The following is a 23,997-nucleotide window of genomic DNA, read 5'->3' as shown; positions in this document are numbered from 1 at the left end:
TTGGTACGACCACCGAAGTGCTCCAAGAAACTGCCCAAAACTATTTCATAACCGCCCCAGTGATTGGCACCGAAAAGAAAACCCGTGTGTGGGTAACAGGCGACTGCGGAACGGGAACAACTACCCAAACGGCCGTAAAGAACAAGTTTTTGGAGCATGTCGGTAACCAATATATTGATTTATGGCTACTTTTGGGCGATAACGCTTATAGTTACGGCTATGATTCTGAATACCAAACGAAGTTTTTTCAGCCCTACCAAAACGACCGAATCATGAAACAAACGGTGCTTTTTCCAACTCCTGGTAATCATGATTATTATGCCACAGGCACTGCACAGCAAGACCATATAATGCCTTATTATAGTAATTTTAGTTTGCCCAGCAATGCCGAAGTAGGAGGGGTAGCATCGGGGCATAAAGAATATTATTCGTATAATTATGCCAATATTCATTTCGTGAGTTTGGATTCCTACGGCACCGAAACCGCCAATAATTATCGAATGTATGATGCCATAAGTCCCCAAATTACGTGGTTGAAAGCCGATTTGGCTGCCAATACCCAAAAATGGACGATTTTGTACTGGCATCATCCACCCTACACGATGGGTAGCCACAACTCCGATACCGAAAACGAACTGAAATTTATCCGTCAAAACGTAGTGCCGATTTTGGAGCAGTATAAAGTAGATTTGGTGCTGTGCGGGCATAGCCACAACTACGAGCGTTCTCGGCTCATGAAAGGTCATACGGGGCTTGAACCGAGTTTCAATGCGGTCATTCATAATCCAACTTCATCGAGTGGTAAATACGATGGTTCGCCCGATTCGTGTCCGTATATCAAAACTTCGAGCTTGCCCAATACGGGCATTATGTATGTGGTGGCGGGTTCGGCTGGTTGGGCTACGAGTACGCAGGCTACCTATCCGCACGATGCCATGGCTTTTTCGCACACCGCCAATGGTGGGTCGTTGTATTTAGAAATCGAAGCAAACCGACTCGATGCCAAATGGATTGCCGATGATGGGGTAATTAGAGATAAGTTTACGATAATGAAAGATGTAAACCTCAAACAAACCATTACGCAGGCCACCAATTTATCGAATATTACGCTAAATGCCTCATGGATAGGGAATTACACTTGGCCAAATGGCGGTTTTACGAGCCGTAATTTGGTGGTTTCGCCCATTAATAATACACAATATATCGTGAAAGATGGTGCCGAATGCTTGGCCGATACTTTCTTGATTCAGATAACGAATCAAAATTGCCAACAAGCATGGAGTTTGTCGAGTGCTATCACGGCCAACTCATTGCTTAAATATGAGGCTGGACAGCGTATTTCGGCCAGTAATTTGATAAATGCTGGGGCTAACGTACGCTACAATGCCGCCAATAATGTGGTGCTTTTGCCAGGTTTTCAGGCACAAAGTGGCGTGAAATTTAGTGCGAGCATTGAGGGGTGTACTAACGCCAATTCTCGCACCAAAGTTGATGAGCGAAGTCCGTGAGAAAGTGAAAGGAGTTTGATATATTTCGGTTAACCGATATTTTGAAAACAAAAATCATTGTGCCGACAAAGCTGCTAATAGACTTTCCAAGTTTTGTAAAGATGCCGCAAAGCCAAGTCGGAAGCCTTCAAGTATGCTTTCCATACGCTCAAACGATTCATTAAAAACCGTAATGCTGACTTTAGTAATGCCGTTTTCTTCGCTGAAATTATAGTCCCAGTCAGAGCCGTACTGGTCAGGATTTTCGTTTTCGTCGGCAAACACATTATACATCTTAAAATTAGTCTTCGGAGTAATTGAGGTGTATTTCTGAATCGCCCAACGTGCCTGCCCTTCTGGACTTATCATGGCATAAAATCTTTGGCCACCCACCTCAAAATTCATGTATTTTGTTTTTGAGATAAACGGTGCAGGAGCTACCCATTGGTCGAGCAATTCTTGCTTCGTAAATGCATCCCATACTATTGATAATTCTGCAGCAAATTCACGAGTGATGAATACCGTTTTAGCTGCCTTGTCAACGGTAAAGTCAAAAAGTAAGTCATTTTTCATTCTTTTGTGCTTTAATTGTTGCTAATAGATTATCGAGTTGATTGAATCGAGTTTCCCAAATCTTGCGGTATTGCTCCAGCCATTGGTCTATTTCTTTCATTTTTTCGATTTCGAGCGAGTAATAAATTTCTCGGCCGTGATGCTCTTGTTTTACAAGTTCACATTCGGTAAGAATGCGTAAATGCTTCGACACCGCTTGGCGTGTCGTGTTGAAGTTTTCGGCAATGGCGTTGGGTGTCATTGACTGTATGGCAATTAAGGCAATAATGCCTCGGCGAGTTGGGTCTGCAATTGCTTGGAAAATATCTCTTCTCATTGGTTTTATTGTTTACGAAACTAATTGGTTGCGAATTTATGTGCAACTTTTTGGTTTCGCAAGTTTATTTTGATTTTTTTCTGGGGAATTTATTATTCTTGGAATTTACTTACCAATCAACACTTCGTATAATTTGGGGATTTTTACGCCTGTAAAGTGATTAGTCAGACCGTAAAAAATGATAAAAACATATACAAATCCAATAAGTAAGATTATAAAAGATTGTTGATTTGGTGAAAATCCCAAAATGTGCTGCGTCATTTTTTTGTTGTGAATGGAGGAAATATGCCCGAAAAAAGCGAGTATCGCAAAACCGTAATACGGAATAAAAAACAAGCTCAAAGGAAATGTATTGAGACCTGCCACACCAAAGTAAAAGTTGGTGTCGAGTTTTAGTAAAACCCTTCCAGCCAACACTGCACTCACATGAATGATGAAGAAAAATGCTAAATAAAGCCCCGAATAAATCTGCAACTGCTCGAATCGTGATTTTGCGTTTTTTCTTCTGGCCATGAAAAGTTTCAAACCCGAAACGATTTGAGCAAAAACCGCTGATAGTAAGAGAGTTTCTATAAATATATTGCGGTAAACTATGCGTAGAGCGTTCATCATTTGGATGTGTTGGGTAGCACCAAATACGCTCCAAGCGTGGTTGAATAAATGAAATCCAACAAAAATACTTAGAATTAGCCCCGATAAATAATGAATTTTCTTGATTGACATTTTGCATAATTTTAGGGCAAAAATCATGCAAAATGCTTAAACTTTATTTGATGTAAATCAAATTCGGTTTTTAGGGTTACGAATCCTACTTAAAGTTTCGAGTGTTATGCCCAAATATGAGGCAATATGGCTGAGTGGTACTCGCTGAGTAATGTCTTTTCTACTTTTGAGTAAATTATCATATTTTTGTTGAGCAGTTTCAAACTGATGCGAAACGATTCGGCTTTGTAGTTGGAGTGTAATTTGAGTAATAGTTTTTCGGGTCAAAGTTTCGAAGCAATGATGTTTTTCCATCAACTTAAAAGCAGTTTCTCTCGAAATCTCTAAGTAAGTGGTGGGTTCGAGTGCCTGCACATAGTGCGGACTCGGAATCGAAAGAAAAAAACTATTGATTGAGCAAACAAACTCGTTTTCAAAGGCAAACCAATCAGAAATATCTTTGCCATCTTTGAGGTAATAAACCCGAATACAGCCTTCAATCAGAAAAAGCATTTTATCTGCATTTTGTCCTTCTTTGACCAAAATCTTTGCTTTTTCGACCGAAAAAACTTTTGCTGCTTGTGCAAAGTCTGATTTACATTCGTCGGTGAGAGTCGAGTAAGTTGCACTAATATTATTGATGGTTTTTTCGATTAACTGCTTGGTTATCAAATCGTTCATTCAGTTGTTTTAGCTAAAATTCCTTTCTCAACACTTTCATTAGTCAAGTTTTCGGCATAGTTCCAGATAGTAGCCGAACCATTTTTGATCGCCTTTTTCTTGTCGTAAACTTTCTCGTAAGGCACATTAAATTCTTTCCAATTCTTTGATGAAAGCTACTTGTTTTAATAGATTATCGGTCTGCATTGATTATTGATTTTTTGGAATTTTTATTGTTTTGCTGAATTCTGTTGAAATTATTGTTAATTACCGTAACTTACCTATAAAAATATTGACTCCAACGCCCCAAAAAGTCTTTTCTTTATTGACACTCGAAAAGATTTTTCCGCCCAAACCCACATATTTTAAGTTGATGAATCCTTGTAGTTGGGTTGTTAATCCTATGGCGTTTTTATAAGGGTCTGATTCATAAAAATCAAATGCTCCCGAGCCTTCTATACGTTTGATAAATTCCCCTCTTTTCATACCCGATTGAAGACTTGGGCCTGCCTGTAATGCAATCGTAAAATATTTGTATCGATTTGCCCAACCTGCCATCAAAGCTACTTCCTCTGATTTTTCAACTGGATATGAATTACTTGATAACTCATCGGTTTTTAGATATTGTCCTGTAAAAATCAAGTTATTTCGTTGATAATTTAAGGAAGTATTCACCACCAAACCAATGTTTTCGGCCAAGCCAAGACCTACATCTGCCCAAATTTTATCTTGCCGAGCGAATCTGCCTTTTTGCTGTGCAAAAGTAATATTTGAAATAAGAAAACATAAGAAAATGATGGTTTTGAAGAAATTGTGCATTGTGTGAATGGGTTTATGTTTGAAAAAACTGATAATTTTATTATATTACGATGAATGAAATATTATTAAATATCTTCCTTTTTTAAGCCTGAAAGGCCTTTAACACATTAACTAAGGGCAACGCCCTTGTAAAAATACAGAATAAGGTACAAACATTAAGCCCTGAAAGGGCGAAAAGTTCTCATATTTTTCCTAAAGATTTTTACGAACGCAGACATGCGTGATAGGGCGATGCCCTATCTTATTTTGTGATGCCCTTACAGGGCAAAAGGTATTATTACGCTCGCTTTTAATCCAGATTACCTTTAAAAAACAATATTTCTACTCCTGAAAATTATCATAATAAGTAAAATCCTTAGTGATTTTACCATTTTCTATCGTGAAAATCGTACAAATCGGCAATTCAAACTTTGAGCCATCGGCGGCCGTACCTGTCGAGATAAATTCTACTGTAATATGTTTTTCGCCCGAAGGATACGTTGCCACCACTTCATCGTGCAGATTCGGAAAAATCTTGTTTAGTTCAGCATATTTTGTGCTGGTTTGCTGGCGAGTTTGCTTCACAATTCCCGCTCCGAGCGATGGGTCTTTAAAGTCGGCAGTATCGGCATACATTTCTGCCATTTTTGTCCATTCGTGGGCATTGAAGTATTCATAATACTGCTTTACCAAAGCTTCGTTTGGATTTGGTGAGGCAATTTGTTTTTCAGAAGTTTCTTCTTTTTTTGTGCAAGAAATGATAGTTGCGAGCAGAAGGAGGTTGAAAAGTAGCTTTTTCATGCGTTGAAATTTATTGGTTGAAACTTTAAGAGGTGAATTAAGCCAAAATTGCCAAAATGCCCCGAAAAATCAAAGCATTTTGGCAATAAAATACTAACGCAAAAATGGACTATGAGGCTGTTGCGTATTCGTAGAGCGGCACATCAAGCTGTTGGGCAATCTTATGAATTTTCTTAATGGCCGTTTCTATTTGGTGGTAGCTGTGCGTTGCCATCAACGAAAGTCGAATCAGACTATCTTCTGCCCGCACCGCAGGCGTAACTACTGGATTCACAAAAACTTGCTCTTCCATCAACATTTTAGTCATCAGATAGGTTTTATTGTCATCTCTGATATAGATTGGAATAATCGGTGATTGTGTTTCGCCAATATCAAAACCTAAATATTGTAAGTAATCCATCGCATAACGAGTATTCTCCCAAAGGGCATCTATTCGCCACGATTCGTTTTGCATCACATCTAAAGCTGCCGAAGCACTGGCAATAGAAGCAGGAGTAGCACTGGCACTAAAAATAAGCGAGCGAGCCGTATGCTTGATGTGGTCAATCACTTTGGCATCCGCTGCCACAAAACCACCCAACGAAGCCAACGACTTGCTGAATGTTCCTACGATTAAGTCGGTTTCATTAGTCAAACCGAAATGGTCGGCTGTTCCTCGGCCTTGTTCGCCCAAAACGCCCAGTCCGTGAGCATCGTCAATCATAATCATTGCCTCGTATCTGCGGCATAGCTCAATCATTGCGGGCAGTTTCACAATATCGCCTTCCATGCTAAAAATGCCATCAACAATCACAAGCTTGATGGCCTCTTCGGGAAGCGATGCCAGAATTCGTTCGAGACTTTCAAGGTTATTGTGCTTAAATTTCAATACCTTCGAGAACGAAAGTCGTGTACCTTCATAGATAGAAGCGTGGTCGGCTTCATCAATGATGATGTAGTCGTGTCGGCCAGTAATCGACGACACAACACCCAAATTTGCTTGAAAACCAGTACTAAAAATCAGTGCAGATTCTTTGCCTAGAAATCTTGCTAGTTTCTCCTCCAGCTCAACGTGGATGTCGAGCGTACCATTCAAAAACCTTGAACCCGCACACCCAGTACCATATTTGTCGATGGCAGCCTTGGCGGCTTCTTGAACGTACGGGTGGTTGGTTAGGCCCAAGTAGCTATTTGAGCCAAACATTAAAACATCTTTGCCGTTGATTCTAACGGCGGTGTCTTGGTCAGACGTAATTGGACGGAAGTAGGGGTAAATCCCTGCGTTTTTCATGCCCGAGATACGAGCGTTTAACTGCAATCGTTGTGTTGCATGTTGGTTTTTCATTGTAATTTGGAATTTTGGGATGGGACATCAATCTTGAGACCCAGATGAAGATCTGCTTCTCAAGAATTTATAAGTTTGCTTGTATCTGAAAGAGATACTTTTTTGCTAAACGATAGCGAAAAGTGGATTTTATGAATACAAATCAGACTTAAATGCATAAAAAAAGCCCTCACAAGAATGTGTAAAGGCTTTTTGGGTTACGTAGTAAAGGTTTTATATTGTTTTTGAAAACAACTTCTGTGTTGAGTTGGTTTGGTCGAGGTGTATATCAAATGCCATACAAATATTCCTGATGAAGGCTTTTCCTGCTGGCAACACTTTTAGGCCAAACTCATTGAAAATGATAAACTCATCTTCTGCGAAATCTTCCAGCTTTTCAAGTAGCATTTCGTGCTCTTCTGCTGTCCAATCTGAAATTTTCCATGAAGTTACTAAATTACAAATAATATCCAAAATTTGTTTCCGAATAAATAAATCTTTTTTGTTGAGCAGGTGTCCTTTGAGTATTGGCAGTTGACTATTGTTCACTTTTTCGATATATGACTCTACGTCTTTTATGTTTTGAGCGAAGGCCGTCCACGAGTCGCTGATTGATGAAGCTCCAAGTCCTAACAAAACTTTCGATTGCGTGGTGGTATAACCCATGAAGTTTCGGTGAAGTGTACCATTCTCTTGGGCTTTATATAAACTATCGTGCGGAAGCGAGAAGTGATCCATCCCGATTTCGGCATAATTGTTTGCCTCAAAAATCGCTCGTCCACGCTCATATAAAGCTCGTTTTTCTTCGCCACTTGGTAAATTACTTTCATCAAATCCACGTTGACCATTACCTTTTATCCATGGCACGTGTGCGTACGAATAAAACGCAATACGGTCGGGTTTTAGGGTCAAAGTTTTCTGAATTGTATCTTCGATGGATGAAAGTTGCTGAAAGGGCAAGCCAAAAACCAAATCGTGACTGATTGATGTATAACCAATCGCACGGGCGAGTTCGGTTACTTTTTTGACATTCTCGAAAGGCTGAATGCGATGAATGGCCAACTGAACTTTTGGGTCATAATCTTGCACACCAAAGCTTACTCTTCTGAAACCTAAATCATAGAGTGTTTGGAGGTGTTCGGCACTTGTATTGTTGGGGTGTCCTTCAAAACTAAATTCGTGTTCGGGGCTTACTTTGGCATCTTTCAAAATGCCTTCGATAAGCGTTCGGAGGGTTTCGGGAGCAAAAAAACTGGGTGTTCCACCACCCAAATGTATTTCAGTAATCTGTGGTTTTTCGGGGAAAATAGCTAAATATAAGGCCCATTCTTTCAGAACTGCCTGAATATAAGGCTCTTCTACCGCATGATTTTTGGTGATACGCTTGTGGCAAGCACAAAACGTACACAGACTTTCGCAATACGGTAAATGAATATAGAGGCTTATGCCCGAATCATTATTTGTCGCAGAAAAAGTTTCAACCAAACGACTCTGCCATTGTTGAGCATCAAAAGTATCGGTTTGCCAATGTGGCACAGTTGGATAACTGGTGTATCTGGGGCCAGCTACATCATATTTTTTTATAAGCGAAGAATCTGCCATGCGTTTACTTAATTTTCGTGCAAAACTAAAGGGCAAGTTTCGGAAAAATGATGAGGAATGTCATGTTTCCAAAATCAGAAACCAAGATACAGAACTCAAAATCAGCCTTTGGTCAAAAAAATAATCAAGTTTCATGTAAGAATCGCTTATATTTATCGAAAGATTTTCATTTGCCACCTATGCGTTTCAACCTGCTTTAGCTGGTGATGCAGAGTAATAAAACCAATAGGCTTTAACCTAAATGTATTTTATTCGTTTAGGCTAAAGCCCAGTTTTGATTTGATATTTATGAATTTTATCCGCCAGCTAAAGCAGGCGGCAATTGAATATATATATATTATCCATAAAGAGAAATAAAAAATCATAGGAATAAATGCCAACTTACAACCAAATCAAACGCCAAATAGATTTGAACCCTTTTGCTGAGCTGATGCTTCGGAATGAACTAAAGGCTTTGCCAAGCATTATTCACGAAAACGAATACATTGATGCTTCGGTGCATGGCTATTGGAATACTCGCCATGTATTGCTTTTGGCTACAACGCAACGCATTTTATTAGTTGATAGCGATACTTATGGTGATGTTGAAGTCATCGAATTTCCTTATGATAAGACCGTTACGGTGCGTTGCCCAACGGCCGATTCGGTAGTTTTTGGTACGGCCGAACGCAAGGTAAAAGTTGATAATACGCTCGAAGAATACATTGCGGCTTTTTACGCAGTTGTGCAAGATAGATTGGCAGGAAAAGAACCAAAATTGTATCGTGAAAGAGATATTTATGCTCAAGAAGAACAAACTGGCGAGCCTTTACCGCAAACAAATAATCCATTTCATGTGATTTTACGTGGACTTGATGGGCTTTCAAAAATGATAGTGCCGCAGGCCGAAGAAAATAAACAGCAATCACTCACCGAAGATTCTCAAGCTACCGTGAAAGGAACAAAACAATCAACCGAACCAGAAAAAACATTGGATGAACTATTGGCGGAATTGAACGCTTTGGTAGGTTTGGAGAATGTGAAAGAAGAAGTGAAAAGTTTGGTAAATGTGCTGAAAATTGAGAAAATAAGAAAAGAGCAAGGCATTACGCTGCCCGATCGCTCGCTGCACATGGTTTTTCATGGAAATCCTGGTACGGGAAAAACAACGATTGCACGCTTACTGGCAAAGATTTTCAAAGCTTTGGGCGTATTGAGCAAAGGACAATTGTATGAAACCGACCGAAGTGGTTTGGTGGCTGGCTATACTGGACAAACCTCGCTGAAAGTGCGTGAAGTTTGCCAAAAAGCGATGGGAGGAATTTTGTTTATTGACGAAGCCTATGCTCTCAATACCGAAGACACTTATGGCCCCGAAGCTGTGAACACAATTGTGAAATTTATGGAAGATAATCGTGATGATTTTGTGGTGATTGTGGCCGGTTATGAAGAAAAAATGACTGAGTTTATCAACTCAAACCCTGGCCTTCATTCGAGGTTTAATAAATACATTGCTTTTAAAGATTACACACCCGAAGAATTGGTCGATATTTTCTTGTTGCAAACCGCCAAAGTGCAACTGAAAGTAGATGATGATGCACAAGAAAAAGTCTATAAATTATTCAAGGAACTTTACGAAGACCGAGATGCATCTTTCGGAAACGGGCGTTTGGCTCGTAATATCTTCGAGAAAACTTACGAAAAACAAGCAAATCGCCTTGTGAATGAGGGCATTGAAAATACTGATATTAGTCTGATAAAAGAAGCGGATATTCCGGTAATGGAATAAAAGAGTCAAACATCAATCAATCGATATTTGGCTCTTTTATTCATAACCTTTGTTTTGTGTAAAACATTAGGAATGAGTGTTTTACTGGACTATGGGCAGTCTGCTATTGACAGTCGACTGGCCACTTGAATTAATTATAAGCAATGATTTTAAAATCAGTTCTACGATTTTTTTCATGAAATATTTCTGGGCACTCTGCATCACATCTGATATAGGGGTTATCTTCACCTTGACCAACCGGTACTAGTTGTTGCGGAGTAACATTGTTTTTTATCAAATATGCAATTACGGCAGCAGCCCGTTCTTCAGATAATTTTTGATTAAATTCTTTTGAAGATCTCAGATCCGTATGTGAGCAAACTTCCAATTTAATAGATGGGTACTTTTTTAGAATTTTAACTATTTTATCTAACTTAGCCTCTTGGTCTTGCCTAATACTACTCTGACCGTAGGAGAAGTTTATAACCGAATTATTAATTAAGTCAGTAACCGATTGTGGAAGTTTTTTATTGGTTTCTTTCTTGACTTTTTTCTGAATATTTCTCTGTTCTAATGGTGTTTCCGAGGAAACCAATTCAGAATTTTGTGTATTTGAAACATCATTATATAAATTTTTCACTTGTTCTTTTTCTACAAAAAAAGTGATGTTTCGGTCCTTGATATTATCAGAAAATGAAAAGCTTTTTACAACATATCCTTCTTTTTTAATAGCAAATTGATAGTCGGATGGCCTATCAATGCATACTGAAAAAGGCTCTTCTCCTTTTTGGCTGAAATATTGAATTTCATTATTTTTTGAAACAGATAAATTGACGTTACCTAATTGTTTTTTTGTTTCAAAATCATAAACCATAATTCTGTAATCTTTACAATTTTTTCTAAAAGCATAGATGTCATCATCATAAAAGCCACGCTTTCGATTAGAACTTAGATAACCAAATTCATTAGTGGCATCGCAGATATACCCGAAATCGTCTTTCGGCGAATTAAAAGGTATTCCTAAATTTTTGGGGAAGTCGATGGGCGTGCCATCTTCACCAATTTTAGCATAGAAGATATCTAATCCACCGATTCCAGCTAAACCGTCTGATGAAAAATACAGATTGCCTTGGGCATCGATAAACGGAAACTTCTCATCACCCTCTGTATTAATTTTAGGTCCTAAATTTTGTGGGCTGCCCCATTTTTGATTTTTGTATTCAATAAAATATACGTCCGTACCACCAAATCCTCCTGGCATATCCGATATAAAATATAATCTTTCGTTGTTAGGCGTAAAGGCGGGGTGCTCGCACGAATAATCATCATTATTAAATGGCAGTTCTTCTAAACTTGTCCAATCGTTTTGCTTAGGATCAAAATATGAACTAAATAACTTTAATCGGTAAAGTTTTTTGTTGTTATTCTTGCTATTTCGGGTAACGATCAGCTGATTTTCATTATTTGAAAAGGTCAATGGCCCATCGTTTAATTTTGAAGTGAGGTTCTTGCTAAATAAATCTACTGTATAATCGGGTTTATCGTAGAGTTTATTCCATATAAAGTTCTCAATTTTTGTCTCTTTATTCAAAGATACATAGTATAAATTTAAGTAGGCAGTTTGATCGTACTCAGACTTCTGATTGACGAGGTTATCTCTCGACGAGCAAAATACCAAGCCGTTTTTGTAGTACATCGGGCTAAAATCAGAAAATTCAGAATTAAAAAATGCCGATTCTACACTATAAAGTGCCGAGTCTTTTGAAAATTGGTACACATTTTGATACGCTTCATAGAAAGACATACCTCGAGTATCATTATTTTGTACTTGAGCATATAATTTGTAATAATTTGCCGATTCGTTGTATTTCTTGTTGCAAGCTAATACTTGGGCAAATTGTAGATATATTTCGGGGGTTGGATCATCTAAAAAACGTAATAGTTTTTTATAAGTTTTTTCTGCATTTTCGCTGTCCTGAATTGATTTATAGGACAAGGCTAAATTTTGTAGAATTTCCCGATGTTCTTTTTCATTATATTTAGAATTACCTAGTAAGGTTTCATAAGCTTGAATAGCTTTGGTGAATGCCGAACGCTCGAAGTATGAGTTTGCAGTTTTGAGAGATTGTCCTGACAAAGAATAGCTCAAAAAAAAGAATATTATACCGACTAGGAGATAATATCTTTTCGCAAAATTTTTTGAAGGAGTGGTTGCTCGTTTTTCTAAAATTAATTTTTGAAAAAAAGCATTTGTCAAGTCAAAGGTTTTCATAGGTAGGTAGAATAATTTTTTCATAGATAGCATCCTTATTATATGAAAGCATAAATAATTATTGGATAATTACCCAAATTGTTTACGATTCTGGTTAAATGATGAAGTGATAGGGTTGATTGAACTCTTACTTCAAAAGATAATAATAGATACTTGATAACATGGTTTTCGCAACAATAATGTATCAATATTTATGCCATCATAATTAGCTATCGAAAAAAAATCATTAAACGGTATTGTTTCCAAAAAATAATTAAAAATCATAATTCTTCAAGCATATTTAAATATATTTCTGCTTGCTTGAAAACTTCATTTCTCTGTATTTCTGGAATTTTTCCTAACGTAACATAAGCCATGCCAATTCTTGGATTTCGTTCAAGTTTTATTCGGTTCCTTTCATAAAAATGCCAGTAAAGCGAGTTAAACGGACATGATTTATGGCCAACTTTCTTGCTTTTATCATAAAAACACGAGCCACAATAATCGCTCATTTTATCAATATAGTTGGCGGAGGCAACGTAAGGTTTTGAGCCAACAATTCCGCCATCGGCATATTGGCTCATGCCACGAGTATTTGTAATCTCGACCCACTCAATGGCATCAATGTAAATGCCCAAATACCACTCATCAATTTCATCGGGGTTGATGCCCGCCAGCAAACAAAAATTGCCGATGACCATTAATCGTTGAATATGGTGGGCATATGCCAGATTCAATGATTGACCAACGGAATGTTTCATGCAATTCATTTTGGTTTTGCCAGTCCAAAAGAAATCGGGGAGTTTTTGTTGGTGTTCAAAATAGTTAAGGGTTTGAAAATCAGGCATTTTACTCCAGTAAACACCCCTCATGTATTCTCGCCAACCGATAATTTGCCTTACAAAACCTTCGATTTGAGCGATTGAAATATCATCTTGATTTTGTTGCCAATGCTCAACTGCTCGCTCGACTACTTCCAAAGGTGAAAGTAATTTTATATTCATCGAAAAAGATAATCGTGAATGATAAATCGACCAATATTGCATAGCCATGGCATCTTCGTAAGTGCCAAAATTCGGTAAGCAATTTCTCACAAAAAACTCCAATAATTGTAAAGATTCTTGTCGAGTTACTGGCCAAAAGAAATTCTTGGCGTTTACGCTACCAATGGTCTTGACTTCTTGGTTTTGTACAAGTTGGTAAATCTCCGAAACATCTCGACTGAAAACCAAAGGCTCAACGGGACGGTGTTCTTTGGGAAGTTTTTTGCGGTTATCGGCATCGTAATTCCATTGGCCCGTGAGTGGTTCGTTTCCATCCATCAGAATCCCGTATTTCTTTCGCATCATACGGTAGAAACTTTCCATCAGAAAAGTCTTTTTTCCTTTGAAAAAATCACCCAATTCTTTTCGGTGGCTTAGGAAATGCTCCGTGTCGTAGATTTTTGTAGAAATACTGAGCGTGGCAGAAAAAGCCTTTAATTGTTCATCAAGCCGATATTCGTCAGGGAGTTGATATTCAAATTCTGTAATTTGATTTTGCTCAATAATCCATTCAAGATTCTTGGTCAGCGATTGTGTGTTTCGTTCACCGTCGAGTCTTAGATAAATTACATTATGTCCTTGATTCTCAAGGTTTTGAGCAAACAAACGCATGGCCGAAAAGAAGCCTATGACCTTTTGTATATGATGCTTCACGTAGTCAGTTTCCTGCCTCATTTCCATCATTACATACAAAATATTAGTGCTTTTTTCTTGAAACCAAGAATGATTATGATTGAGTTGGTCGCCCAGTATTAGTCGAAGAACCATGCGTTTTTTTATCAATGTTTCATGGTTTTAACTATTATAGCTCCGATTTGTTTTGAAATAAAAAAATCCCATCCGAGAAAATTCTTGAATGGGATTGTTGAAATTTCTGCGAGATTTATTTCTTCAACTCATTGCTCATCGAATACGGAAAATCTGATTCGTTGATGCCTTTGCTTTTATTTGGCGTAGCCGACATTTTTAGCGAAAAAGAGCCTCCTTTCATAATATCGGCGTAGTTGAGGTAGTTTTTTGTGTAATTTACATTGTTCAGACTCGCACCGCTCACATATACATTTTCGCTGCTATTGGCAGGAGCATTTATTGTGAAAGTCTTGCCATTTTGCAATTTAATGGTCGCTTTCTTGAATAACGGCGAACCTAAAACATATTGGTCGGTACCTGGGGCAACGGGGTACATACCGAGTGCTGAAAAAACGTACCATGCCGAGGTTTGTCCGTTATCTTCATCACCACAAAGCCCATCGGGTTGTGGCGTGTAGAGTTTTTTCATGATATTTCTTACGTGATACTGTGTTTTCCACGGCTCGCCAGCATAATTATACAGATACGGCATGTGCTGAATCGGCTGATTTCCGTGAGCATATTGTCCCATATTCATCACCAGCATTTCAGTGATTTCGTGAATCTGCATACCATAGTAAGAAAAGTCAAAAGTTGGTGGAGCCGAAAATACCGAGTCTAATTTGGCTACAAAATTCTTCTTGCCGCCCATCAAATCAGAAAGCCCCTGAATGTCATGAAATACGCACCAAGTCCAGTGCCAAGAGCAGCCTTCTGTAAAAGCATCGCCCCATTTGTCAGGTCGGAACGGCGATTGAAAAGTGCCATTTTGGTTCTTTCCACGCACAAAATTGGTCGATTTATCAAAAACATTGCGGTAGTTTTGGGCCCTTTTGGCGTATAAATCAATTTCGGCTTGAGGACGTTTCAGAAGTTTGGCTAACTTCCAAATCGTAAAATCATCGTAGGCATATTCGAGCGTTCGGGCAGTGTTTTCGTTGATGCCCACATCGTAAGGCACATACCCGAGCGAGTTGTAGTACTGCACACCCAAACGCCCAACCGAACTCAAGGGGCCAGATTGATTGGCATTTTTGGTGATGGCTTCGTAAAGCTTTTCAATTTCCTGAATTTTTACACCTTTCAGATAGGCATCGGCAATAATCGAAGCCGAATTCGAGCCTACCATACAATCTCTATGCCCCGGACTCGCCCATTCGGGTAGCCAGCCACTTTCTTTATAAGTATTAGACAAGCCCTCCATGATTTGGGCATTCATTTCGGGAAACATCAGATTAAAGAAAGGAAAAACCGCACGGAAAGTATCCCAGAAACCATTATCGGTAAACATATATCCATCGGCAATTTGGCCATTGTATGGGCTGTAATGCACAATTTTATTTTCTTTGTTTATCTCATAAAATTTACGAGGAAAAAGCATCGTATGATACAGAGCCGTGTAGAATGTACGCATTTCGTCGTCCGAGCCACCTTCAACCTTGATTCTGTTGAGTTGCGAATTCCAAGTAGCAGCTGCTTTACTGACGAGTTGGTCGAAATTCTGCTCTCCAATTTCGTTTTGGAGGTTTAGTTCTGCTTGCTCTGGGCTGATAAACGACGAAGCAATTTTCAAATTTACTTGCTCATTGGCTTTGGTCTTGAATCGGATAATGCTCCCCGAATGTTTACTTTCGATTTCGAGATTATTCGGCATGATTTCACCCTCTTTTACACCATAAACTTCATCAAAATCTTTATCTACATAAATCACAAAATAATTTTTGAAGTTTTCGGGTACACCGCCCGAAGAATTTCGTGCATAACCAACGATTTTTCGTTCCTTCGGGAAAATTTTGATATAAGAATTCTTGAAAAAACCATCTACAATCAAATACGCTTTATCGGTTTGTGGATACGTGATTCGGAAGCGTGCAGCACGCTCAGTTGGCGTAATTTCGACGGTCGTGTTATAGTCAGATAAATAAGCACGATAATAGTGTGGCTTTGAAACTTCGGCCTTGTGCGAAAACCAAGATTCTCGTTTGTTTTCGTCAAAAACGAGCTTTTCGGTAGTAGCAAAAATCGAAAAAGCACCGTAATCGTTTATCCACGGCGAAGGTTGGTGGGTTTGTTTGAAACCCCTGATTTTATTGCTGGCATACTGATAGCACCAGCCGTCGCCCATTTTATTGGTTTGTGGTGTCCAGAAATTCATCCCCCACGGTAGGGCAATAGCAGGGTAGGTGTTGCCGTTTGAAAATTCAAATTTAGAATCGCTTCCGACCAAAGGATTGACGTATTTTACTAAGTTTTCTTGGGTTTGGCCAAAAGAAATGTAACCTACAAAAATAAGTAGGATTGAAAGAAAGGATTTTTTCATTGAGAGATTTTAAATCGTAGTTGAGTTGAAAAGTTTATTTTAGGAGATTTTGCATTGCTTCAAGGTTGTGTTCTTCATCGAAGATAGCTTTGATTGGAATCTCAAAACCTTCAATAACTGAGCTTTTTATGCTACCATTTGATGATTTCAAGACCAATTCATATTGACCATTTGAGATAAGGTATTGCTCCACGACTTCTTTTTCGGCATCAATTATCCAATATTCGCCAACTTTATGGTTTTCGTAGTCAGTAAACTTGACGCCTCGGTCTTTGTCTTTTGTGCCATCCGAAAGTACCTCAACTATAAAATCAGGTACAGGAAATAAAACTTGTTTTTTTGTGAATGATTTAGACTTTTCAGTATTGAAAAATACAATGTCTGGCTCGTAGTCGTTACGAGTAAAAGTTGTCATGATTTTCTCGAAACCAACAAAACCTAATTTGTTCTTACGGACATAAACATTTATCAATTGATAAAGCAAACCAGTAGCTTCATTATGCTCTCTACGCACGGGTGAGTGCGTAATGATTTCGCCATTGATAAACTCAACTTTGATTTGCTCGTCGATATCATTATAGAATTTCTGACGACGTTGATTTTCGTCGTTCAGTTTTTCAGCAACTTGCTTCACTAATGCTGGAGCATCGGGCAAGTCCATTATTTTATCCAATAAATCTTCTTGAAACATGAGCTTTTATCGTTTAAAACTAATAACGTTACTAAAATAGTCAAAATTCCACAAAGGTTGTAAAAGTTTCTTAAACCAGTCCCTCTGGATTTGGAATAAAATTCAAGAATGAATCGCTATGTTTTTTATATTTTTCGGTATCGAGTGTATAAAGAAACGCTCCTTTTTTCGAGAAACCTTTTTGTTTTTCCTTTAACTTAATCAAAAGCCCTGTCGATAGGATTTTTCGGCTAAAATTTCGCTTATCGAAATTACTGCCATAAATCGCTTCGTAGAGATTCAATATCTGCGGAATCGTAAATTTTTCGGGCATCAACTCAAAACCAATCGGGTGAAAGGCAGCCTTGTAACGCAGGCGTTCGATGGCAATTTTTATCATTTCTCGGTGGTCGAAGAGCAATTCGGGCAAATCTTGCATCGAAAACCACTGAGCATGGTGCGTATCAGAAATCTTGGTTTCGTAGTCTTTCACATTGACCAACGCATAGTATGCCACCGAAACTGTCCGCTCCACGGGGTCACGGCCGGGATCACCAAAAGCATTGAGTTGCTCCAAAAAAATACCCGTTACGCCCGTTAGTTCAAACAAAATTCGCTCAGCAGCTTGGTCGAGGCTTTCGTTGGGATTTAGCCAACCACCCATCAACGACCATGTATCGTGGTCGGTTTGTACACCTCGTTTTACCAACAAAAGTTTTAATTCTTCGCCATCAAAACCAAAAATGATGGAATCGAGAGCTACCAAACATTTGGTCTGTTGTTTATAAAGTTCTAACATTCAGGGATTTATAGATTATTATTTTAGGTCAGTGCTATGAATTATCAGCAATATAAGGAAGCAGCTATCCATGCACAACAAAAGTAGGTATTTTCTCTAAAAAACTCGTATTTTTGCACAAAAAAGCCTAAATGTCACTGCTAAAAATCAATCATTTACATAAGTCTTTCGGGGGAGTAAAGGCAGTTAACGATATTTCAATTACACTCGAGAGAGGTAAGATTTTAGCGATTTTGGGCGAAAGTGGCTCGGGAAAAACCACACTACTACACCTGATTGCAGCTCTCTACGAACCCGATTCTGGAACACTTATGCTTGATAATAAACGCATTACGCCACCCTCCGAAAAACTGATCGCTGGGCATCCAGACATTAAGCTGGTTAGGCAAGACTACGGACTTTTTCCGAATATGTCAATCCGTGCGAATATTGCGTATGAATTGCGTTATTATGAAGAAAATTACAGGAATGAACGAGTAGATAAACTCCTTGAAATTAGTGGTTTAACTCATGTGCAACATCATGTGCCTCGACAAGTTTCGGGCGGAGAACAGCAGCGTGCTACCATCGTAAAAGCCATTGCCGAAGAACCAAAATTACTGTTGCTTGATGAGCCTTTTAGCCATTTGGATGCTGTAAATAAACGCCGACTAAAAAACGAAGTATTAGACCTCATCAAAGCCGAAGAAGTGAGTTGTATTTTCGTTACGCACGATGTAGCCGATGCCTACGGAATGGCCGATGAATTACTAATCATGCAAAATGGTAATGCCCTACAACTTGGCTCACCCGAAGAAATCTATCGTAATCCAATCAATCAATATGTGGCTGAGATTACGGGGGAAATAAACCCAACCCCCAGTACCTCCCCGAAGGAGAGGGGGAAAACGAACTCTCCCTTCCCAATTGGGGAGGGGTTAGGGGTGGGGTTTATCCGCCCCGAGCAGATTCGTGTTTCTGAAAAATCAGCTATTAAAGCTACTGTATTCTCAATTAAATTTTTGGGAGCATTCTACGAAGTAGGCCTACAAGTAGAGGATACCCAACTGAAAATGTATAGTTTTGATAAACTGAGTGTGGGCGATAAGATTGGAATTGAAATCAGGCAACTTGATTAATTGGTTATTAAACATTTTCTATGACGCCGTCGATATTTACGTAGAGACAAAGCATAGATATTGATGTAGAGATAGGGCATGCCCTGTCTCTACTGAGGTTAATCAGGTCTTATTGGTATCTATTGTGGTAAAAAATGAATATAGCTTTAAGTTAAAATATCTTTTCAATCAATATTAAATAGATAAAAAATCTATTCTCAAAAACCAAAGCAGATATTTTCTGTGTACGTTGAATAAAATTTAGATAAAAATTTATTCTATTCTTTTGGTTTTGTTTAGCTAAATTCTCAACTTTGTATCGGTATCAAGAATTTCTAATTAATTTTAGAAAACCAACCGAGTCGCAAACGCTACGGTGGTCAAAAGATGCGGGCTGTTCTAAAGTCAAAAATGTTTTGTTTTTCTCTTCAAAAAAGCCACTTCGATTACTTGAAACCTATCAACTAATTCAATAAAATTAACTAAAAAATAGTATTTATGCCTTATTTATTCACTTCTGAATCTGTATCGGAAGGCCACCCAGATAAAGTATCGGACCAAATCTCAGATGCCCTCATTGATAATTTTATGGCGTTTGACCCTTCTTCTAAAGTAGCTTGTGAAACTTTGGTAACGACAGGTTTAGTAGTTTTGGCAGGAGAAGTAAAAACACAAACTTACCTTGATGTACAATCTATTGCTCGTGAAGTAATCCGTAAAATTGGTTATACGAAGTCGGAGTATATGTTTGAAGCAAATTCTTGCGGAATTATCTCGGCTATTCACGACCAATCAGCTGACATTAACCAAGGTGTTGACCGTAAAACGGCTGATGATTTCGAATCAAAAGCAAACGCTCAAGGTGCTGGTGACCAAGGTATGATGTTTGGCTATGCCACTCGTGAAACTGATAATTATATGCCATTGGCTTTGGATTTAGCTCACACTATCCTCCAAGAAATGTCATATATCCGTAATAATGAGCCAAATTTGATTCCTTATTTACGTCCAGATGCAAAATCTCAGGTAACAATCGAATATTCTGACGATAACGTTCCACAAAGAATTGATACAATCGTAGTTTCTACACAACACGATGATTTTGCTGATGACGAAACAATGTTGGCGAAAATCAAGGCTGATGTTATCAATATCGTTATCCCACGTGTACAAGCTAAGTTGAAAGCTGATTTACAGGCTTTGTTCAACGACCAAATCACGTACCACATTAATCCAACTGGTAAATTTGTAATCGGTGGACCACACGGAGATACAGGTTTGACAGGCCGTAAAATTATCGTTGATACGTACGGTGGTAAAGGTGCTCACGGTGGTGGTGCTTTCTCTGGAAAAGACCCTTCGAAAGTTGACCGTTCGGCAGCTTATGCCACTCGCCACGTAGCTAAAAATTTAGTAGCGGCTGGTCTTTGCGATGAAGTACTCGTACAAGTTTCTTACGCTATCGGTGTTGCAAAACCTTGTGGTTTGTTTATTGATACTTACGGAACTGCCAAAGTTGATATGACTGACGGTGAAATCGCACAAAAAGTTGGCGAAATCTTCGACATGCGTCCGTACGCAATCGAGCAACGTTTGAAATTACGTAACCCAATCTACTCAGAAACAGCCGCTTATGGCCACATGGGACGTAAAAACGAAATCGTAACTAAAACTTTCAAAGGGCCAGATGGCACAACAGTTACGAAAGAAGTAGAACTTTTCACTTGGGAAAAATTGGATTACGTTGATGCGGTAAAAGCGAAGTTCGGTCTATAATTTTTTCGAGTTTGATATAAGAAAAACGGAAGTCGAAAGGCTTCCGTTTTTTTTTGCCAAATTTTGGCGTCTTCATTTTTTACCGTTATTTAACTCCTAACGAACTACCTCTGTATTCTTATTAAGTAGTTGATTATAAGTACTTTGTGTGGTGTTTTTTTAATCCAGAATTCACGTTGTTGTAGTGAATCAGTTATTACCACAACCACCAATTTGAGCTTGGAAAACTGTGCCGGCCTTTGCCTCAAAGCCAGTATTTAATGTAATAGATTTCCCGGCTTGATAAATCACATTTGCTGTCGAATTGACTTTATTTGTTGCTGTTATCGTCTGCGATGCTTGTTTTGTGCCAATATTCGTGTTTATATCATTCGTTGGACTTGCTAAATTTAGGTCTTTTGGATGAATAGTAAGAGCAGTTGAAATCGGGCTAACGCTTACGCCATCGGTCGAAATTACTCTTATTCTGTAATTTGTTCCGCCTGCAACACTACTTGGGATACTGCAATTTATTGTTCCTGCTGAGTTGCTTGTACCAATTATGATTGGCTGAATGTATGTTCCAATATTCGAGGTATTTCCTAAAATTATATCGCTTTCAAATTCTCCGTTCGCATCTGATAATTCTACATTAAATTGGTTAGATGGGTTGTAAGTATTTGATAATGAGAGTGTTATATCTAAATTACTGCCACCGCAAATCGAACTTCTTGAAAGCGTTGGCATATTGATTGATGCCGAATTTGGCAAAATCGTAAATGTTAAAACTTTTGAATAAAGAATATTACCTTGTAAATTATCTTGTGAATAACCCGTTACGGTCAATGTATATGTTCCCGCAGGTAAAACACGCCCGAATACCGAAGTACCGATATTATCAAAAACAGAGTAAGGTGAAACATTTTGAGTAATTGTATAATTCAGATTAGTTCCTTGTATATTCATATTGAAACTCTCAATCTGAACAGTTGGACAAACAGGTACAACCAAAATCGAAACTTCATCAGTTAATTGATTGATATTCATGTCGTTTGTTAAATTAAATAAGGGCTGATAAGGGTTTCCTGCTTTTACAAATTGGTATTCAACAACCAAATCACATGGATTTATACCATTTACTACAACATTGGTGGTAGCTGTTGCTGTACAAATTCCACTTGTAACAGTTACAGAATAAATCCCTGAATTAACCAATAGAGCATTTGAAATGGTAGGATTTTGAAGGCTGCTCGTAAATGAATTAGGTCCAGTCCAAGAGTATGAATTTCCACCCGTAGCATTTAACTCAATTGTATTTCCGATTAGATAAGGCCCTGAATTTGATGCGGTTGCAACGATAGCAGCCTCAACTGTAACATTTACACCCACAAAACTGCTTTTGCACGAACCTAATTCACAACGTACATTATAAGTTGTAGTTGTTGTTAAATTTGGCGTAATATAATTAGTGGTTGTTGCTAATAAAGTGGTGCTATTTGAATCATACCATTTTACTGTTCCACTCGCACAAGTGGCTGATAATGAGGTGCTTGCACCACTACAAATCGTTGGATTTGATGTGCCTGTTGGGGCAGTAACAGGACTACAATTCAAATAAGTAAATGGTACTATATAATTACAAGCCCCGCCACCCGGAGTTATTTTGGTATAAAGTGTTTGCGTGCCTACTGGCAATGAAATATCTGGTACAAAAGTATTTGGTGCGGTAAAAATCCCTGCCGATGTGGTAGTGGCGGCATCTTTAAAAATGCCGTTGATAGTGCCATCAAAAGTACCGCCATAGGTAAATATCGGCTGCGTATTATTGACAATCACTGAACTATTTTGATTGTTTATGATGGCATTACCCGATACACCACCGTGTTTCAAAACACCATTATTGGTAAAACTACCATTGGTATTTCGGATTTCTCCTGTTATCATCAGCCCTGCATTGGTGGTTATGCTGCCATTCACTTGATTTTCGTAACGCCTTGCGGGCATCAAAATCCTGGCACAAGCCAGATTGCTCAGCGTGCCGCCTTGTATCGCAATACCACTGCCAGTTCTTATATCAATAGTACCCGAATTGTTTAAACTAAAACCAGGGTTTAGTGCAGCAAGATAATCATACCCTGTATAATTCATAATGCCTTCATTAGTAATGACATTGCCAGTAGTGCCATTGATACATTGAAAACCTCGACCACTTTGCAAATTGATGGTGCCAGATGCACCATTATTGACCATAGCATTCGGGCCATTCAATTGAATATTAATGAGAGGTGAATTAAAATTAGTTGTACCATTGTTATTGAAAGTGCTATTATCGAATAATCCAATCATTCTTATATTGGCAGTTGTGGTAGCATTTAGTATGCCATTATTTATAAAAGTGCCATTGCTTGAAATAGGGATACCAAAGAAACCTTGTGATTCATCAGTAGGTAAAACATTCAACTCGCCGCCACTGTTGATGGTTAAGCTGGCGTTGTTTCCAATAGCTATATTAAACGCATAGGCCGTTGTGCCGCTCATAATAACGGGGTCATTGGCAACATTTGGAATTGTAACTGGATTGGTAGCACTCGGCACGCCATTCGGCGACCAGTTGCAAGGGTTGTTCCAATCTGAGCTGATTGTGCCTCTCCATATCATTATTTCGGTGGCGGTGGCAACGGGGTTAATGTTTACATTTACCGCCACAAACCCACTCGTACACGAACCCGATTCACAACGTACTTGATATGTTGTAGCTGTTGTCAGATTTGGTGTAGTAAAACTTGCCGTTGTTGCCAATAAAGTGCTGCTATTTGAATCGTACCAATTTACCGTTCCGCTTGCACAACTTGCAGATAATGAAGCAGTTGAACCGCTACAAATTGTTAAATTTGATGTAATCGGTACGGTTGGGGTTGCCAAAATAGTTACACTCGCCATAGCCATTGCAGGGCTTGGACAAACATCTGCCGAAGGCACAAGCCTTACTTTATACACATCGCCTGCCACCGCACTCGTTACTGCCAAGCTATTGCCTGTGGCTTGGCGGGCAATACTTAAACCACTAGAAGTAGCCGCATATATTGTTCCATCATTGCCCATATAAATACCATAAACTACATTAGTCACTAAACCATTGGCAGTAGTTTTGTTGATAAAACTTGTACCACCATCTGTTGAAATATGTACACCGCTACCTTGTGTCGCTACATATATTGTCCCAG

Annotated in this window: 19 protein-coding genes and 1 riboswitch; of the genes, 4 read left to right on the top strand and 15 right to left on the bottom strand. The window is 38.7% G+C overall.

Going from position 1 to position 23,997, the window contains the following annotated elements; genetic code table 11:
* On the top strand, positions 1-1,508 hold a 1,508-nt coding region (locus ACOVO2_RS02900; RefSeq protein ID WP_421768532.1), incomplete at its 5' end, for a metallophosphoesterase family protein.
* Between the two features lie 54 nt (positions 1,509-1,562).
* Here ACOVO2_RS02900 and ACOVO2_RS02895 read toward each other — a convergent pair.
* From ACOVO2_RS02895 to hemN, 9 genes are all read right to left on the bottom strand, one after another.
* Positions 1,563-2,060 (bottom strand): SRPBCC family protein, encoded by a 498-nt coding sequence (locus ACOVO2_RS02895; protein ID WP_421768531.1) that lies wholly within the window; start codon positions 2,058-2,060, stop codon positions 1,563-1,565.
* On the bottom strand, positions 2,050-2,376 hold the full coding sequence (locus ACOVO2_RS02890; protein WP_421768530.1) for an ArsR/SmtB family transcription factor: 327 nt from the start codon (positions 2,374-2,376) through the stop codon (positions 2,050-2,052). The genes ACOVO2_RS02895 and ACOVO2_RS02890 overlap by 11 nt, the downstream gene beginning before the upstream one ends.
* Before the next feature lie 105 nt (positions 2,377-2,481).
* Positions 2,482-3,099, bottom strand: coding sequence for a hypothetical protein (locus ACOVO2_RS02885; RefSeq protein WP_421768529.1), 618 nt, complete (start codon positions 3,097-3,099; stop codon positions 2,482-2,484).
* 57 nt (positions 3,100-3,156) lie between these two features.
* Positions 3,157-3,759 (bottom strand): Crp/Fnr family transcriptional regulator, encoded by a 603-nt coding sequence (locus ACOVO2_RS02880; RefSeq protein ID WP_421768528.1) that lies wholly within the window; start codon positions 3,757-3,759, stop codon positions 3,157-3,159.
* The gene (locus ACOVO2_RS02875) at positions 3,756-3,884 is read right to left on the bottom strand and encodes a hypothetical protein (protein ID WP_421768527.1); all 129 of its coding nucleotides are present in this window, start codon (positions 3,882-3,884) and stop codon (positions 3,756-3,758) included. Before ACOVO2_RS02875 ends, ACOVO2_RS02880 begins: the two co-directional genes overlap by 4 nt.
* A gap of 121 nt (positions 3,885-4,005) precedes the next feature.
* Positions 4,006-4,557 carry a hypothetical protein gene (locus tag ACOVO2_RS02870; protein ID WP_421768526.1) on the bottom strand — a complete coding sequence of 184 codons (552 nt, stop codon included), beginning with the start codon at positions 4,555-4,557 and terminating at the stop codon, positions 4,006-4,008.
* Between the two features lie 321 nt (positions 4,558-4,878).
* Entirely contained in the window at positions 4,879-5,337 is a 459-nt protein-coding gene (locus ACOVO2_RS02865; protein WP_421768525.1) for a nuclear transport factor 2 family protein, read from the bottom strand.
* Between the two features lie 109 nt (positions 5,338-5,446).
* The gene (gene spt, locus ACOVO2_RS02860) at positions 5,447-6,661 is read right to left on the bottom strand and encodes a serine palmitoyltransferase (RefSeq protein ID WP_421768524.1); all 1,215 of its coding nucleotides are present in this window, start codon (positions 6,659-6,661) and stop codon (positions 5,447-5,449) included.
* A gap of 213 nt (positions 6,662-6,874) precedes the next feature.
* On the bottom strand, positions 6,875-8,242 hold the full coding sequence (hemN, locus tag ACOVO2_RS02855) for an oxygen-independent coproporphyrinogen III oxidase (RefSeq protein WP_421768523.1): 1,368 nt from the start codon (positions 8,240-8,242) through the stop codon (positions 6,875-6,877).
* A gap of 373 nt (positions 8,243-8,615) precedes the next feature.
* On the opposite strand from hemN, the gene ACOVO2_RS02850 reads away from it, so the two are divergent.
* Positions 8,616-10,010 carry an AAA family ATPase gene (locus ACOVO2_RS02850; RefSeq protein WP_421768522.1) on the top strand — a complete coding sequence of 465 codons (1,395 nt, stop codon included), beginning with the start codon at positions 8,616-8,618 and terminating at the stop codon, positions 10,008-10,010.
* 130 nt (positions 10,011-10,140) lie between these two features.
* Here the strand turns inward: ACOVO2_RS02850 and ACOVO2_RS02845 are convergent, their stop codons facing one another.
* The 5 genes from ACOVO2_RS02845 to ACOVO2_RS02825 form a co-directional block, all read right to left on the bottom strand.
* Positions 10,141-12,285: an OmpA family protein gene (locus ACOVO2_RS02845; RefSeq protein ID WP_421768521.1), complete on the bottom strand. Its 2,145-nt coding sequence runs from the start codon at positions 12,283-12,285 to the stop codon at positions 10,141-10,143.
* A gap of 236 nt (positions 12,286-12,521) precedes the next feature.
* Positions 12,522-14,051: a cryptochrome/photolyase family protein gene (locus ACOVO2_RS02840; RefSeq protein WP_421768520.1), complete on the bottom strand. Its 1,530-nt coding sequence runs from the start codon at positions 14,049-14,051 to the stop codon at positions 12,522-12,524.
* 115 nt (positions 14,052-14,166) lie between these two features.
* Positions 14,167-16,452 carry a GH92 family glycosyl hydrolase gene (locus ACOVO2_RS02835; RefSeq protein ID WP_421768519.1) on the bottom strand — a complete coding sequence of 762 codons (2,286 nt, stop codon included), beginning with the start codon at positions 16,450-16,452 and terminating at the stop codon, positions 14,167-14,169.
* A gap of 34 nt (positions 16,453-16,486) precedes the next feature.
* The gene (locus tag ACOVO2_RS02830; protein ID WP_421768518.1) at positions 16,487-17,143 is read right to left on the bottom strand and encodes a Uma2 family endonuclease; all 657 of its coding nucleotides are present in this window, start codon (positions 17,141-17,143) and stop codon (positions 16,487-16,489) included.
* A 70-nt stretch (positions 17,144-17,213) separates the two neighbouring features.
* Positions 17,214-17,921 carry an NUDIX hydrolase gene (locus ACOVO2_RS02825; RefSeq protein ID WP_421768517.1) on the bottom strand — a complete coding sequence of 236 codons (708 nt, stop codon included), beginning with the start codon at positions 17,919-17,921 and terminating at the stop codon, positions 17,214-17,216.
* A gap of 131 nt (positions 17,922-18,052) precedes the next feature.
* On the opposite strand from ACOVO2_RS02825, the gene ACOVO2_RS02820 reads away from it, so the two are divergent.
* Both ACOVO2_RS02820 and metK read left to right on the top strand, forming a co-directional pair.
* The gene (locus ACOVO2_RS02820; RefSeq protein ID WP_421768516.1) at positions 18,053-19,039 is read left to right on the top strand and encodes an ABC transporter ATP-binding protein; all 987 of its coding nucleotides are present in this window, start codon (positions 18,053-18,055) and stop codon (positions 19,037-19,039) included.
* Between the two features lie 296 nt (positions 19,040-19,335).
* A riboswitch (SAM-I-IV-variant riboswitch) is annotated at positions 19,336-19,441 on the top strand.
* 75 nt (positions 19,442-19,516) lie between these two features.
* Complete coding sequence (metK, locus tag ACOVO2_RS02815) at positions 19,517-20,794, top strand: methionine adenosyltransferase (protein WP_421768515.1); 1,278 nt, start codon at positions 19,517-19,519, stop codon at positions 20,792-20,794.
* Positions 20,795-20,983: 189 nt separating this feature from the next.
* Here the strand turns inward: metK and ACOVO2_RS02810 are convergent.
* A partial coding sequence (locus ACOVO2_RS02810; RefSeq protein WP_421768514.1) for a 3-coathanger stack domain-containing protein occupies positions 20,984-23,997 on the bottom strand: 3,014 nt, incomplete at its 5' end.

The organism is Emticicia sp., from assembly GCF_049241225.1.
Classification (GTDB): domain Bacteria; phylum Bacteroidota; class Bacteroidia; order Cytophagales; family Spirosomataceae; genus Emticicia.
Note: the sequence above shows the minus strand (reverse complement) of the source record. Positions and strands in the feature narration are given on the sequence as shown.